The organism is Methylobacterium tarhaniae, assembly GCF_001043955.1.
GTDB lineage: Bacteria > Pseudomonadota > Alphaproteobacteria > Rhizobiales > Beijerinckiaceae > Methylobacterium > Methylobacterium tarhaniae.
The window spans coordinates 1-13580 of the sequence record NZ_LABZ01000029.1; the positions used below are offsets into that span (position 1 = coordinate 1).

The 13580-nt window shown below is 71.5% G+C and carries 13 protein-coding genes and 1 pseudogene; 7 read left to right on the forward strand and 7 right to left on the reverse strand.

The features are described 5' to 3' along the window. The coding region (locus tag VQ03_RS05455; protein WP_048449858.1) for an undecaprenyl diphosphate synthase family protein at positions 1 to 379 on the forward strand (379 nt) is incomplete at its 5' end. 135 nt (positions 380 to 514) lie between these two features. Beyond that, positions 515 to 727 (forward strand): hypothetical protein, encoded by a 213-nt coding sequence (locus VQ03_RS05460; protein ID WP_048449859.1) that lies wholly within the window; start codon positions 515 to 517, stop codon positions 725 to 727. A 241-nt stretch (positions 728 to 968) separates the two neighbouring features. Here the strand turns inward: VQ03_RS05460 and ggt are convergent, their stop codons facing one another. Further along, entirely contained in the window at positions 969 to 2705 is a 1737-nt protein-coding gene (ggt, locus tag VQ03_RS05465) for a gamma-glutamyltransferase (protein ID WP_083467797.1), read from the reverse strand. A 235-nt stretch (positions 2706 to 2940) separates the two neighbouring features. Here ggt and VQ03_RS05470 point away from each other — a divergent pair, with 235 nt between their 5' ends. Then, on the forward strand, positions 2941 to 3909 hold the full coding sequence (locus VQ03_RS05470) for an MBL fold metallo-hydrolase (RefSeq protein ID WP_048449860.1): 969 nt from the start codon (positions 2941 to 2943) through the stop codon (positions 3907 to 3909). A gap of 9 nt (positions 3910 to 3918) precedes the next feature. On the opposite strand, the gene cutA is transcribed toward VQ03_RS05470, so the two are convergent. After that, positions 3919 to 4248 carry a divalent-cation tolerance protein CutA gene (cutA, locus tag VQ03_RS05475; RefSeq protein ID WP_048449861.1) on the reverse strand — a complete coding sequence of 110 codons (330 nt, stop codon included), beginning with the start codon at positions 4246 to 4248 and terminating at the stop codon, positions 3919 to 3921. Between the two features lie 123 nt (positions 4249 to 4371). On the opposite strand from cutA, the gene VQ03_RS05480 reads away from it, so the two are divergent. Both VQ03_RS05480 and VQ03_RS05485 read left to right on the forward strand, forming a co-directional pair. After that, complete coding sequence (locus tag VQ03_RS05480; RefSeq protein ID WP_048449862.1) at positions 4372 to 5142, forward strand: NAD kinase; 771 nt, start codon at positions 4372 to 4374, stop codon at positions 5140 to 5142. 140 nt (positions 5143 to 5282) lie between these two features. Further along, positions 5283 to 7655, forward strand: coding sequence for a hybrid sensor histidine kinase/response regulator (locus VQ03_RS05485; RefSeq protein WP_048449863.1), 2373 nt, complete (start codon positions 5283 to 5285; stop codon positions 7653 to 7655). 6 nt (positions 7656 to 7661) lie between these two features. Here the strand turns inward: VQ03_RS05485 and VQ03_RS05490 are convergent, their stop codons facing one another. The 3 genes from VQ03_RS05490 to VQ03_RS05500 form a co-directional block, all read right to left on the reverse strand. After that, positions 7662 to 7904, reverse strand: coding sequence for a hypothetical protein (locus VQ03_RS05490; RefSeq protein WP_048449870.1), 243 nt, complete (start codon positions 7902 to 7904; stop codon positions 7662 to 7664). A 164-nt stretch (positions 7905 to 8068) separates the two neighbouring features. Then, positions 8069 to 8623: a spermidine N1-acetyltransferase gene (gene speG, locus VQ03_RS05495; RefSeq protein WP_048449864.1), complete on the reverse strand. Its 555-nt coding sequence runs from the start codon at positions 8621 to 8623 to the stop codon at positions 8069 to 8071. Positions 8624 to 8659: 36 nt separating this feature from the next. After that, a complete protein-coding gene (locus VQ03_RS05500; RefSeq protein ID WP_048449865.1) occupies positions 8660 to 8974 on the reverse strand; it encodes a hypothetical protein in 315 nt (104 codons plus the stop codon). Between the two features lie 246 nt (positions 8975 to 9220). On the opposite strand from VQ03_RS05500, the gene VQ03_RS34485 reads away from it, so the two are divergent. Continuing rightward, entirely contained in the window at positions 9221 to 10579 is a 1359-nt protein-coding gene (locus VQ03_RS34485; protein WP_048449871.1) for a L,D-transpeptidase family protein, read from the forward strand. 128 nt (positions 10580 to 10707) lie between these two features. Here the strand turns inward: VQ03_RS34485 and VQ03_RS05510 are convergent, their stop codons facing one another. Further along, positions 10708 to 11976 (reverse strand): OprO/OprP family phosphate-selective porin, encoded by a 1269-nt coding sequence (locus VQ03_RS05510; RefSeq protein ID WP_048449866.1) that lies wholly within the window; start codon positions 11974 to 11976, stop codon positions 10708 to 10710. Positions 11977 to 12150: 174 nt separating this feature from the next. Between VQ03_RS05510 and VQ03_RS05515 the strand changes: the two genes are divergently transcribed. Further along, positions 12151 to 13176, forward strand: coding sequence for a YncE family protein (locus tag VQ03_RS05515; RefSeq protein WP_048449867.1), 1026 nt, complete (start codon positions 12151 to 12153; stop codon positions 13174 to 13176). Positions 13177 to 13213: 37 nt separating this feature from the next. Here VQ03_RS05515 and VQ03_RS34270 read toward each other — a convergent pair. After that, a pseudogene (locus VQ03_RS34270) lies at positions 13214 to 13580 on the reverse strand (hypothetical protein); the annotation flags it as partial.

The following is a 13580-nucleotide window of genomic DNA, read 5'->3' on the forward strand; positions in this document are numbered from 1 at the left end:
GCCCCCCCCCGCCCCCCCCCCCCCCCCCCCCCCCCGGGGGGCGGCCCCCCGGGGGGGCCCCCGCCTGCACCTGCGCATCGCCCTCGACTACTCGGCCCGCGACGCGATCCTGGCGGCGGCCCGCCAAGCCGCCCCCGACGCCAGCCGCGAGGAGTTCGGCCGCCTCGTCACCGGCGACGGCGCTCCCGAGGTCGACCTCGTGATCCGCACCAGCGGCGAGCAACGCCTCTCCGACTTCCTGCTGTGGGAAAGCGCCTATGCCGAGCTGCACTTCACGCCCTGCGCCTGGCCGGATTTCGGCGAGGCGGAGCTTGCGGCGGCGATGACGGCGTTCCGTGCGCGGCAGCGCCGCTTCGGCGGGTTGCCGGCGGCGGCGTGAGGGTGCGGGCGGAGCGGTCGTGTGGTGGCCGCTCTCCGCCCTCTTGGGTCGGCTCGCATCAGGGGGCGACCGAAGCGAGCTTGGGAACGGCGGGATTTCACCATCGACGCTCCAAGATTCGGGGATCACCATTCGATGGATCTCTATCGGATCCCGGTCGTCACCCTGGTCGATGCCGCGATCCGCTACGACTTCGGTTACCGGTACCCGACGCTGAAGGGCGTGGATCTCGCGGTGAATGCGACGAACCTCTTCGACAAGACCTGTGTGACGACCTGCATCTCGGCGACGGGTTGCGACTACGGCAATCGCCAAACGATACTGGCAACGCTGCGTGACCGCTGGTGACATGCAGTCTTGACCGGACTGCGATCGCATGTTCCGGCCGATCCCGCCCGGTCCATGGGGGCTTGGCCTTGATGGACCGATGCGAACCGACGCGCCCCCGGTCGCGATCGAAGGATTTCTGGAGCGGGATACATCATCGATCGGCGTGTGAGCTTCCTCTGGACCGACCGCGCCTCGGCAAATCAGCCCGTACGCCGCGGGGGGCCATGCTCTCCCGCGGCCCACCCACCTCACTCCCCGCTCAATATCCCTGCGCGCTCCCGGTATTCCGCCGCGGATCGTTGGCGCCGTAATACCGGAACGCCCCCACCGGCTGGCCGCCCAAGGTCGGCGCGCCGATCAGGATCGCCGCCAGGTGGTTCGCCGGCTGGGCCGGGCCGAACTTGTGGCCCATGCCTTCGAGAATCTTGCGGGTATCCGGCGACAGGGCGAAGCGCTCGACATTGGTCACGTCCGGCATCCACTGGTGGTGGAGGCGCGGCGCGTCGGCGGCTTCCTGGGCGTTCATTCCGTAATCGATCACGTTGAGGATGCTGTGCAGCACCACCGTGATGATCCGGCTGCCGCCGGGCGTGCCCGTCACGAAGACCGGCTTGCCGTCCTTGGTGACGATGGTCGGGCTCATCGAGCTGAGCGGCGTCTTGCCGGGCGCGACGGCGTTCGCCTCGCCCTGGAGCAGGCCGTAGATGTTCGGCACGCCGACCTTGGCGGTGAAGTCGTCCATCTCGTTGTTGAGAAGGACGCCGGTCCCCTCCGGAACGATCCGCACGCCGAACCAGTCGTTGAGGGTGTAGGTCACCGAGACGGCGTTACCTTGGGCGTCGACGATCGAGTAATGGGTGGTGTTGCTGCCCTCGTGCGGCGGCACCCCGGGCTTGAGTTCGGCCGAGATTCCGGCCTTCTGCGGGTCGATCGCCGCCCGGATCTTCGCCGCGTAGGCCTTGTCGGTGAGCCGCTCGACCGGGTTCTTCACGAAGGCCGGGTCGCCCAGGTAGCTGTTGCGGTCGAGATAGGCGTGGCGCATCGCCTCGATCTCGTAGTGGACCGCCTGCGCCGAGCCCCAGCCGAGCTTGGCCAGGTCGTAGCCTTCGAGGATGTTCAGCATCTCGCAGATCACCACCCCGCCCGAGCTGGGCGGCGGGGCCGAGATCACCCGGTAGCCGCGATAGTCGCACTCGATCGGGGGCAGCTCGCGGGTGGCGTAGCGGTCGAGGTCGGCCTGGACGATGAGCCCGCCTCGCGCGCGGCTCGACGCCGTCAGGGCCTCGGCGACCGCGCCCTTGTAGAACCCGTCCTTGCCCTGCTGGCTGATCGCCTTCAGCGTGCCCGCGAGGTCCTTCTGGACCAGCCGGTCGCCGACGCCGAAAGCGCGCCCCTGGTTGAGGAAGATCTTGGCCGAAGCCGGATCCTTCCCGAAATCCTCGGTGGCGGTCCCCAGCATGTCGACGTCGCCCTGGTCGAGGACGAAGCCCTCCTCGGCGAGCCGGATCGCCGGCGCGATCAGCGCGGCGCGGGGCTGCGTGCCGTACTTGGCGAGCGCGTCCTCGAGCCCCGCCACGGTGCCGGGCACGCCGACCGCCAGGAAGCTCTTGGTGCTCGCGCCTTTGACGACGTTCCCGTCCTTGTCGAGGAACATGTCGCGCGTGGCGGCGAGCGGCGCCTTCTCGCGGAAATCCAGGAAGGTCCGGCTGCCATCGGCCCGCTGGATCGTCATGAAGCCGCCGCCGCCCAGGTTGCCGGCGGCCGGATAGACCACGGCGAGGGCGTAGCCGACCGCGACCGCGGCATCGATGGCGTTGCCGCCCTGCTTCAGCACGTCGACGCCGACCTGCGTCGCGTGGCGCTGCGCCGTCACGACCATGCCGTGCTCGGCGGCGACCGGCGCCCGCGAGGCCGCGACCGCCCGCCCCTGCGGGACCGAGACGACGAGGAAGGCGGTGAGGAGTCCGATGCCGACCGAGGCGATCCGGTAACCCATGAGCGTCCTGCCCTTTCGTGATTCGCCGCCACGGTACACGAGGGTCGGGCGCGGCTGTACTGCGGGCACCGACGTTCCGCCCGCACCCCATCCCCGCGCCGATCGCGCTCCCAGTGGCGCCGCCTGGCGCAACGCTGCTTAGATTCTTGTTTTTGCATCATTTTCACCGCCGAACCGGTGACCACTTCGGCGAATGATGCTTAGCTGCGGGGGCAGACGCACAAGGGAGGCCTCCATGTCGATGAACCGCCGCACCCTCATGGCCGGAGGCATCCTCGCCAGCCCGATCCTTACCAGCGCCCCCGGCCTCGCCGGCGGTGGCGGCGCGCCGGTCGCCGACCTGCCGGGAGTCTACCGCTACGGCGTCGGCGAGGCGTCGGTGACCGCCCTGCACGAGGGCGGGGTGAAGCGCCCCCTCGATGCGGGCTTCGTGCGCAACGCGCCCCTGCCCGAGGTGCAGGCGGCCCTGGGCCAGGCCTTCCTGCCGACCGACACCCTGCCGATCACCTTCACGCCGCTCCTGCTCACGATCGGGGGCAAGCGGGTGCTGATCGATGCGGGCTTCGCCGATAACGGGCCGCCCGGCACCGGCGGGGCCTTGCGCGGGCTGGCGCTGGCCGGGATCGAGCCGGGCGCGGTCGACGCGGTGGTGATCAGCCACTTCCACCCCGACCACATCCTCGGCCTCAAGCGCAAGGACGGCAGCCCGACCTTCCCGAACGCGCAGGTTCTGGTGCCGGAGGCCGAATGGCGCTTCTGGATGGATGACGGCCGCATCGCCAGCCCGCCCGAGGCCCTGAAGGCGAATCTGGGCGCCGTGCAGAAGACGTTCGGCAGCGGCCTGAAGGTCGAGCGCTATGCCTGGGACAAGGAGGTGCTGCCGGGCCTCACGGCGTTGGGCACCCCCGGCCACACCCCGGGCCACACCTCGTTCCGGCTCGAATCCGGCGGGCGCCGCCTGCTGATCGCCTCCGACATCACCAACCACCCGGCCCTGTTCGTGCGCCATCCCGACTGGTCGGCCCTGTTCGACATGGACGCCGATCAGGCTCGGGCTACCCGCCACAGGATGCTGGCGCTCGCCGCCGACGAGCGGCTGCCGGTCGCCTTCTACCACGCCCCCTTCCCGGCCGCCGGCCACATCGCCCGGGCCGGCGGGGCCTACGAGTTCGTGCCGCTGCAATGGGGGTTGGGCCTCGGCTGAGGCGCGACCTCAGGCCTGCGCCGCGCCACCCGTCTCCGCCACCAGCCAGGCCAGGGTCGCCGCCTCGGCCTCGGCCGGCAGGGTCAGGATCACCGGCGTCTCGTAGGGGTGGCGGCTCTTCAGCGCCGCGACGAGCGGCTCGGCCAGGGCCTCGCGCGACTTGATCAGCGCCACCACCTCCTCGCCCCGCTCGACCGCGCCCTTCCAGGCATAAACCGAGCGCATGCCGGGGAGCACGTTCAGGCAGGCGGCCAGGCGCTCGCGCACCAGGGCCTCGCCGACCGCCAGCGCCGCCTCGGCATCCGGGAAGGTGGTGTAGACGAGAAGCGGACGCTCCATGCTATGCCTCTCCCGACGCGGCCGGCGACGGCCCGGCGACTCTCCGCTCCCCCTGGATACGCGGAGCGGCCCCGGCTACTCAAGCGCGGCAGGACCTCTCCTTCGGCGGTCGGGACACCCCACATGGCGCGGCGCTTCAACCAGATCGCCTTCATCGCGAGCCCGACGCCCGACGCCCGCGAGGCGGCCGAGCTCCTGATGCAGCGCTACGACCACGTGCCGCCCGAGGAGGCGGACGTGGTGGTGGGGTTGGGCGGCGACGGGCTGATGCTGCAGGCGCTGCACCGTTTCATGGGCACGGGCAAGCCGATCTACGGCATGAATCGCGGCACCGTCGGCTTCCTGATGAACGAGTTCCACCTCGACGACCTGATCGAGCGGCTGGAGGTGGCCCAGCGCAGCATCGTCCACCCGCTCCTGATGGTGGTCACCGACGTGCTCGGCCTCACCCACACGGCGCGGGCGGTCAACGAGGTCTACATGCTGCGACAGACCCACCAGACCGCCAAGCTGAAGATCTCGATCGACGGCCAGGTCCGCCTGCCCGAGCTGATCGCCGACGGGGTGCTGGCGGCGACGCCCGTGGGCTCCACCGCCTACAACCTCTCGGTCGGCGGGCCGATCCTGCCGATCTCGTCCCAGCTCATCGCGCTGACCCCGATCTCCGCCTTCCGGCCCCGGCGCCAGGGCAGCGTGCTCCTGCCCAACCACGCCCGCATCCGCATCGAGGTGAAGGATCCGGAATATCGCCCGGTCGCGGCGGTGGCCGACCACACCGAGTTCCGCCGCGTCGCCCGGGTCGAGACCCAGCTCGACCGCTCGACCGACCTCGTGATGCTGCACGATCCGGGCCAGGGCATGGACGAGCGCATCCTGCGCGAGCAGTTCGGCTAGGATCGATCGACGGCATCCGGGCGCACTGGCAGCCGGCTCGCTCCCGCATAGATCCGTCCCGGGGCCGGCCTCCAGGCCCCGCTACGGAGCGCCCGGATGCCTGAGAGCCTGCCCTCGCCTGCCTGCCGGGGTTGCATCCGATGAGCGAGGCGGCCCTGCGGGAGGACGATTACCGCAACCTCGCCGAGTCGCTGCCGCAGCTCGCCTGGATCGCCGAGGCCGACGGCGCGATCGTCTGGTTCAATCAGCGCTGGTACGACTACACCGGCACCACCTTCGAGACGATGCAGGGCTGGGGCTGGCGGTCCGTCCACCACCCGGACCATCTCGAGCGGGTCGAGGCGCGGTTCCGTCGCGCCTTCGCGACCGGCGAGCCCTGGGAGGATACCTTCCCGCTGAAAGGGGCCGACGGGGTGTTCCGTTGGTTCCTGTCCCGCGCCCGGCCCTTCCGCGACGCCTCCGGGCAGATCGTGCGCTGGTACGGCACCAACACCGACATCACCCGCAGGCGGACCACCGAGGAGCGCCTGCGCCACGCCCAGGACCGCTTCCGCGCCCTCGTCGACAGCGCCGCGGCGATCATCTGGTCGGCGGATGCCCATGGCGAGCTCTCGATCGGGCAATGGCGCTGGACCGCCTATACGGGCCAGAGCGACGAGGAATGCCAGGGCTGGGGCTGGGTCGAGGCGGTGCATCCGGACGACCGCGCCCGGGCCGCCGACGCCTGGGCCCGCGCCGTCGAGACGCGCTCGCCCTTCGAGATCGAGTACCGGATGCGACGGCGCGACGGCGCCTGGCGCCACATGGAGGTGCGCGCCGCACCCGTCAGCGCCGAGGATGGCAGCGTGCGCGAATGGGTCGGCATGCATGTCGACATCACCGACCGCAAGGAGGCCGAGGCCGAGATCGAGCGCGCCCGCCACGCCGCCGAGGCGGCCAACCGCGCCAAGAGCCAGTTCATCGCCAACATGAGCCACGAGCTGCGCACCCCGCTCTCGGCGGTGATCGGCTATTCGGAGATGCTGGCCGAGGAGCTGGAGGATCTCGGCCAGGCCGAGCTGCTGCCGGACCTGCGCAAGATCGAGGCCTCGGCGCGCCACCTTCTCGGCCTCATCAACGATGTCCTCGACATCTCGAAGATCGAGGCCGGCCGCATGACGGTGGCGGCGGAGGACTTTTCCGTCACGGACATGGTCGCCGACGTGGTGGCGGCGACCGAGTCGCTGATCGCGAAGAAGCGCAACCGCCTCGTGCTCGATCTGCCCGACGACCTCGGCGCCATGCGCCAGGACCAGGGCAAGGTGCGCCAGTGCCTGGTGAATCTCCTCGGCAACGCGGCGAAGTTCACGGAGGGCGGCACCATCACCCTCTCGGCCCGGCGCGAGGCCGTGGACGGGGCCGAGTGGCTGACCTTCGCGGTCTCGGATACCGGCATCGGCCTCACGCAGGAGCAGTGCGGCCGGCTGTTCGAGCGCTTCGCCCAGGCCGACGAATCGACCACCCGGCAGTTCGGCGGAACCGGGCTGGGCTTGGCCATCACCCGCGCCTTCTGCCGGCGCATGGGCGGCGACATCGCCGTGGCCTCGACCTACGGCGAGGGTGCGACCTTCACCATCCGGCTTCCGGTCGTGCTGACGGCGCAGGACGACGAGCCCAGTCCGGAGGAGGTGCGGGCCATCGCCGAGGCGAAGGAGGAGGCCGCGCGCCACGACGTCGTGCTCCTCGTCGACGACGATCCGGCGGCCCGGGAGCTGCTCTCCCGCTTCCTGGAGCGCGAGGGGTTCCGCGTGCGCACCGCCAGCGACGGCAAGGCGGGCCTCGGCCTCGCCCGGGCGCTCCGGCCCCGGGCGATCCTCCTCGACATCGAGATGCCCCGGATGGACGGCTGGTCGGTGCTGCACGCCATCCGCAGCGACCCGGATCTGTCCGCCACCCCGGTGATCATCACCTCGGTGGTCAACGAGCAGGGCCTCGGCCGGGCGCTCGGCGCCACCGACTACTTGGTCAAGCCGATCGACTGGGACCACCTCAAGAGCCTGATGGAGCGCTACCGCCCGGCCGACGCCCCCGGCACCGTGCTGCTCGTCGACGACGATGCCGACGCCCGCGAGCGCCTGCGCCGCAGCCTGTCCCGGGACGGCTGGACCGTGCGCGAGGCGGAGAACGGCGCCGTCGGCCTCGCGTGCCTCGACGAGGGCCGGCCCTCGCTGGTCCTCCTCGACCTGATGATGCCGGTGATGGACGGCTTCGCCTTCCTGACCCGGCTCCGCGCCCGGCCCGACGGCGCCGACGTGCCGGTGGTGGTGCTCACCGCCAAGGACATCACCCCCGCCGAGAAGGAGCGGCTGGGCCGCGACACCGAGCGGGTGATCGTCAAGGGCAGCGTGTCCTTGGGCGAGATCGGCCGCCTGTTGCGCAACATGTATGCCGGGCAGGTGCCGGACGCGGTGCCGGCCTCGATGCAGGGGCTGATCGACGAGCTGGCGGCGCGGACGGGGCCGGAGGGGGGATGAGGGCGCCTATCGCGAGCGCCCCGGCCCGGTCCCCTCGTCCCACACGCTCCAGCGGAACACTTCGGTGCCGGCGCCGTCCACGATGCGCACCGCCTCGGCCGCCGGCCCCGAGCGCTGGGGCACCCGGGCGCGGCGGAAGAGGCGTAACGCCCGCTCGCGGGCGGCGTCGAGGCCGGCGGTGCGGATCGAGGCGCGCTGGACCGGCGCGTCCTCGGGGCCGATGATCTCGATGTGATAGGTCTCGCGCAGCAAGGCTCTGGGGGCTCCCGGTCGGCCCCCTCAATAGGGGAGCCGGGCCGGCCGGCGCCAGGGGCGAGCCGCCGCATTCCCGGATTGTGCCCTGCCCGGATCGTGCCCCGCCTGGATCGTGCCCCGGCCTCGGCCGGGGCATCCGGCTCGGAGGACGCGAAGGATCAGGTCTTCAGCACCGGCTCGTTGACGTCGCCGCCGCCGCGCCGGGCCAGGTAGGCCGGCTGGAACATGCACATCCGCACCGCGTCGCGGTACTTGCCGTTGACGAAGAACTCGTCGCGCAAGGTGCCCTCGGTCTCGAAGCCGCAAGCCTCGTAGATGCCGATGGCGCGGCGGTTGTCCTTGTCCACGTGCAAGTAGAGCTTGTGGATGTTAAGCACCTTGAAGGCGTAGTCCATGGCGATCTGCGTCGCCCGCAGGGCGTAGCCGCGGCCCTGGAAGGACGGGTGGATCGCGATCTGGAACTCGCAGGAGCGGTGCAGGTGGTTGATCTCGACGAGCTCGACCAGGCCGGCGCGCTCGTTCTCCGGAGTGGCGATGATGAAGCGCCGCTCGGTCTGGTTGTGGATGTTGCGCTCGTAGAGCTGCGCCAGCTCGGCGAAGGACTCGTAGGCCTCCTCGAACCAGTAGCGCATGATGCTGTCGTTGTTGTTGAGCTGGTGCACGAAGAGCAGGTCCTCGCGTTCCAGCGGTCGTAGCTTGATGGTCGGGCCCATATGGTCGTTCGAACGGTGCGGCAGGATGCCCCGATCCTACTCCTCCGGCGGCGTCCCGTCACCCGCCGTCAGGGCGGCAACCGCCTGCGCGAGGCGGTCCCAGCCTTCCGCGAGGCGCGTGACCTCGGCGATCAGCCGGTCGAGGGCAGCCGCGGCCTCGGCGCCCTCCGGGGTCGCCCGCGCCTCGGCGGGGATCGGCGTCTCCCGCAGGGCCGTGAGCTGGTTGCGCAGCTGGCCCCGCAGGGCGGCGAGGCGCTGGCGTCCCGCCTCCCCCGGCAGCGGCCCGTCCGCGGCCTCGCCCGGCGCGTCCCTCTCCACCAGCCGCAGCCAGCGTCGTCCGGTCTCGGGCATGGCAGCCTCCGTTATCCGGCATCCCTCGCGAGGGACGAGAACGGTGATGCTGCCGGTCAGGAGCGAACAAGACGTTAACGAAACCTTGAGAATGCCGGCCGCGCTCTGTCTCGGACGAACCACGGAGGCTCGCGGGAAAAACATCGTCTCTTAGGCGTCTCGACAGTCTTTCGTGGCAGGGTCCCGCGCGAAAACCGCCACATTGCCGTGCCAGGCATCGCGGGGGCGAGGATGGAGCGACGGGGAATGGCCTTGCGCGGAAGGACGATCCTGTGCGTGGCGACCCTCTCGGCGGTCCTTCTGGCGGGGGTCCTTCCCGCCGCCGCGGCGCCCAAGCACCTCGCCCCGGTGCCGCCGGCCACGGTCGCCCTGATGGCGGCGCGCAACATGGCGCCCTCGGCGCCGGTCCTGCTGCGGGCCTATAAGCAGGAATCCGAGATCGAGGTGTGGAAACGGGCAGCGGATGGCCGCTTCGTCCACCTCAAGACCTTCCCGATCTGCCGCTGGTCGGGCCAACTCGGCCCCAAGACCCGCACCGGCGACCGCCAAGCGCCGGAGGGCTTCTATTCGGTGGCGGCCCGGCAGCTGAACCCGAACTCGGCCTATTACCTGTCCTTCGACGTCGGCTATCCCAACGCCTACGACCGGGCCCATGGCGGCACCGGCTCGGCCCTGATGGTGCACGGCACCTGCTCCTCCGCCGGCTGCTTCGCGATGACCGACCGGCAGGTCGGCGAGATCTACGCGCTCGTGCGCGACGCCCTCGCCGGCGGGCAGACGGCGTTCCAGTTCCAGGCCTTCCCGTTCCGGATGACCGCCCGCGCCCTGGCGCGCCACCGCACCGACCGGCACATCGCCTTCTGGCGCCAGCTCAAGGAAGGCTCGGACCGGTTCGAGGCGACGGGCCGCGAGCCGCTGGTCGGCGTCGAGGGCGGGCGCTACGTCTTCTCCCCCTATCCCGACCCGGCGGTCGAGGCCCTGGCGGTGGCGCGGCGCACCGAGGAGGAGGCCCGCATCCAGGGCCTGGTCGAGGGCGGGGTGGAGGCGGTGCGCACCACCTACGCCGATGGCGGCCAGCATCCGAGCTTCACCGCGATGCTGAAGCGGGTCCCGGCCTTCGGGGCCGCCCCGGGCGGCGCAGCCGCCGTCACCAGCACCATTGGCGGCGCAGCCGCCGTCACCAGCACCATTGGCGGCGCGGCCGCCGTCACCGGCACCATAGGCGGCGCGGCCGCCGTCACCGGTGCCTTGGGCAGCGCAGCCGCCGTGACGAGCGCCACCGCCTACGCGCCCACTGGCGCCCCGGCGGCGAGTCCCTTCTCGGCCTTCATCGTGCCGGCCGGCCTCGGCGAGGTCAGCCGGCCCGAGGCCCTGGCGATGGCCGGACGCGAGGTGGTGGTGATCCCGGCCCGCCGACGCCCGGCCCCGCCGATCCACCCGATCCAGGTCGCGGCCGCCTTCGTGCCCCTGCCGCTGATCGAGACCGAGCCGTCGCCGTTCTCGCGCCTGCGCCTCGCCGAGGAGCCCTCCCGGCTCACCCTCGCGGCCTCGCCCGAGCCGGCCCGGCCGCGGTTCCTGACGGCGAAGGTCTCGGCTTTGCCGTAGACCCTGTTCGATCGAGAGGCCCGAATTCACATCCTCCCTCGCCACCCCGGGTTCTCGGCTCCGCCGAGCCCCGGGACGACGCCGAGGGCGTCAGCCTCGCTGATCGGCTTGCGACATCGACACCTGTGCTACCAATACAACTGCGCCCGCCCGATGAACGCATCGGCGTCGATCGTCCGACGGTTGAAGTTCAGGCTCGCCGGCGAGGGCGAGGTGTGGGAGCGGATGTAGTCGAACACGAAGCGGATGTTGCGGTCCGGATACCAGTTCACGCCGGCGGTGACGTCGTGCTCGATGCCGCCGCGGATGGCGCGGTCCTCGAGGTCGATGGCGCTGTAGCGCAGGCCCAGCTCGAACACGCCGGTGCCGCCGCGGCTGACCCGCTGCGCCTCCTCGACCTCCACCCCGCCGAACACCGCGTATTCGGTGGCGTAGCGCGGGGCGATCGTGTAGCGCCGTCCCTTGCCGTTGAGGAGCAGGCCGGCCTGGATGTAGCCGCCCTGGAAGCTCAAGGACGGCGCGCCGCCGAAGCGGCCGATCTCGGTCAGGATGTACTCGGCCTGGAGCCGGAACGGCCCGCTCTGCCACGCGGCCTCCAGGCCGACGCGGCCGATGCTCGCGGCGTCGCGGATGCCGCCGGTATTCACGAATTGCCGCGCGAACAGGAACGCCTCGGAGCGGCTCGACAGGGTGAGCGGGCTGCCGTCATTCGGCAGCGAGCGGTAGCTGCCGGCGGCTCCGAAGTGCAGGACGTCGTACCCGTCCTTGCTGAGGTAGGGCGCGTAGGTGACCCGGGTGGTCGAGGCGATGCCCTGGTCGCCGATGGCGGCGTTGTTGATGTTGCCCCCGAACACGCTCGTCACCGCGGTCCAGCGCTCGCCATGGGTGCCGATGGCGAAGCCGACATTGCGGGCCGGCGCGAAGGCGTCGGCGAGGGAGCGCTCGGTGAACAGGGTGTTGTTGTCGGAGATCAGCTGGTCGAAGCTGAACGGCTCCTTCATGTTGCCCAGCGCGATGATGACGTTCTTGAAGCCCTTGTAGGCGACGACCGCGTCGTTGATCGGCCGGTTCGGCTCGGCGAAATCGTACTGGAAGGCGAGCTCCAGCTCCTTGCCCAGCGTCAGGTAGCTCTCGATCCAGGAGCGGCGCACGGCGATCGGCGTATCGAACACCGTGCCGAAGCCGCGCTGCTGGACCCGCCCGGTGCCGAAATCGAGCTGGAGGCGTCCGCCGATCCGCAGCGTCGCGGCATCGTCGGGGAATTTCAGGGTGATGCCCCGCTCGTCGATGGTCAGGCGCTCGCCGAACGGACCGGGCATGCCCTCGACGGCGGCGGCCGGAAGGCCGGCGGAGGCGAGCAGGAGGACGGCGAGCGGCCAGGAACGGAGTTGCGGCATGACCGAATCCCACGCGACAGGTGGGCGGAGTACTGCCCTGTCTCGCAAGGCGGCGGTGCGACCTTCCGCAGCCCCGGCCGCGATCGTCGGCGAGTGTCTCCTCGATGCCACGCTCTCGCGCGGGCAACCGCTGCGTCACGTCCGGGTTGTGTCGGGGACGATCGAGGAACCTGCATGCCCCCCGCCATCGACCGCCGCGCCTGCCTCTCGGGTCTCGCCGCCCTCGCCCTCGCGCCGCTGGCCGGCCCCGCCCGGGCGCAGGGCGTCGCCGGCCGCTCCGACACCCTCCTGGTGATGGAGAAGGGCGACCGCTCCCTGAGCTTCTACGAGCTCGCCAGCGGACGGCGCACGGGGCGGGTCGAGCTGCCGGGGGAATACCCGCACGAATTCGCCGTCGACCGGGCCGGAGCCCGGGCCTACGCCGCCCTCTACGGTGCCAAGTCCTCGACCACGCCGGGGCCGGGGGGAGATGCGGTCTGCGTCGTCGACCTCGCCGCGCGGAGCCTCGCCCGCACCATCGCCTGCGCACCGTTCCGGCGCCTGCACGGGCTGCGCCTCGACGCCAAGGACCGGCTGATCGTGCTGAGCGAGGACCGCGACGTGCTCCTCGGCTTCGACACGCCCGAGACGGCAGAGCGGCCGGACCGGGCGGTGGCGACCGGCGGCATCAAGGGCCACCTCTTCTCCCTGTCGCGGGACGGCGAGACGGCTTACGTCGCCAACATCCTGTCGAACACCGTGAGCCGGGTCAGGCCCTTCGCGCCCGCCGAAGCTCCACGGATTGCCGCGACCGGACTGTGGCCGGAGGGCACCGCGCTCTCCCCCGACGAGGCGACCCTCTACGTCGCCAGCCGCCGCAGCGCGACGCTCGCCGCGCTTGCCACCGAGGCGATGACGCCGACCCGCACGGTGCCGACGCGGGGGGACGTGGTGCGGGTCGATTGCGGCAAGGAGGGCGACCTGATCCTGGCCAACTACGCCGAGAAGAGCCTGTCGCTCCTCGATCCAGCCCTGAAGGAGATGGCGGTGGTGCCGCTCGGGGGGGCGCCGGTGGCCCTCGCCCGGCACCCGTCGAGCCCGCTGGCCTTCGCGGCCCTGGAGGATGACCGGATCGCCGTCGTCGACCTCGAGGGGCGGCGCGTCCAGGGCCATCTGGCCACCGGGCGCGAGCCGGATGTGATGGTGGTGCTGCCGGGATGATGCCGGATCCGGGCCCCTGTCGGGGCCCGGATCCGGGTCAGGCCGCCCGCATCGGCCGCTTCGGCGGCTCGAACACGGTGGCGTAGTGCGTGCGGCACCAGCGCTTGCCGGTGAGCACCCGGCAGCCGCAGACGCGCTTCGACTCGATCGCCGTGCCGTCGCCGTCGGCCCAGAGCGGGAAGGTGCAGTCGAGCAGGCCGGCCTTGAGGAACAGCACCCCGTCGCCGCCATCGGCCGCGGCCGCCGGTACCCGGCGGGACATCGGCAGCGCGACGATGCTGCCGCCCTCGACCGTCTCGGCCGTTACGGGAGCAGCCATCACGGGCGCGGGCGCCGCTTCGGGAGCCGCCTGGACGACCGGGGCGACCGGACGGGGGGGCGCCTCGACGGGGCGCGGCGGAGCC

Excerpts from the sequence above, each read along its gene's own strand:
- speG (WP_048449864.1), bottom strand. The coding sequence starts at position 8,623 with ATGGGCCCGACCATCAAGCTACGACCGCTGGAACGCGAGGACCTGCTC.
- VQ03_RS05500 (WP_048449865.1), bottom strand. The coding sequence starts at position 8,974 with ATGCCCGAGACCGGACGACGCTGGCTGCGGCTGGTGGAGAGGGACGCG.
- VQ03_RS05460 (WP_048449859.1), top strand. The coding sequence starts at position 515 with ATGGATCTCTATCGGATCCCGGTCGTCACCCTGGTCGATGCCGCGATC.
- VQ03_RS05485 (WP_048449863.1), top strand. The coding sequence starts at position 5,283 with ATGAGCGAGGCGGCCCTGCGGGAGGACGATTACCGCAACCTCGCCGAG.
- VQ03_RS05515 (WP_048449867.1), top strand. The coding sequence starts at position 12,151 with ATGCCCCCCGCCATCGACCGCCGCGCCTGCCTCTCGGGTCTCGCCGCC.
- VQ03_RS05480 (WP_048449862.1), top strand. The coding sequence starts at position 4,372 with ATGGCGCGGCGCTTCAACCAGATCGCCTTCATCGCGAGCCCGACGCCC.
- VQ03_RS34485 (WP_048449871.1), top strand. The coding sequence starts at position 9,221 with ATGGCCTTGCGCGGAAGGACGATCCTGTGCGTGGCGACCCTCTCGGCG.
- VQ03_RS05470 (WP_048449860.1), top strand. The coding sequence starts at position 2,941 with ATGTCGATGAACCGCCGCACCCTCATGGCCGGAGGCATCCTCGCCAGC.
- cutA (WP_048449861.1), bottom strand. The coding sequence starts at position 4,248 with ATGGAGCGTCCGCTTCTCGTCTACACCACCTTCCCGGATGCCGAGGCG.
- VQ03_RS05510 (WP_048449866.1), bottom strand. The coding sequence starts at position 11,976 with ATGCCGCAACTCCGTTCCTGGCCGCTCGCCGTCCTCCTGCTCGCCTCC.
- ggt (WP_083467797.1), bottom strand. The coding sequence starts at position 2,705 with ATGGGTTACCGGATCGCCTCGGTCGGCATCGGACTCCTCACCGCCTTC.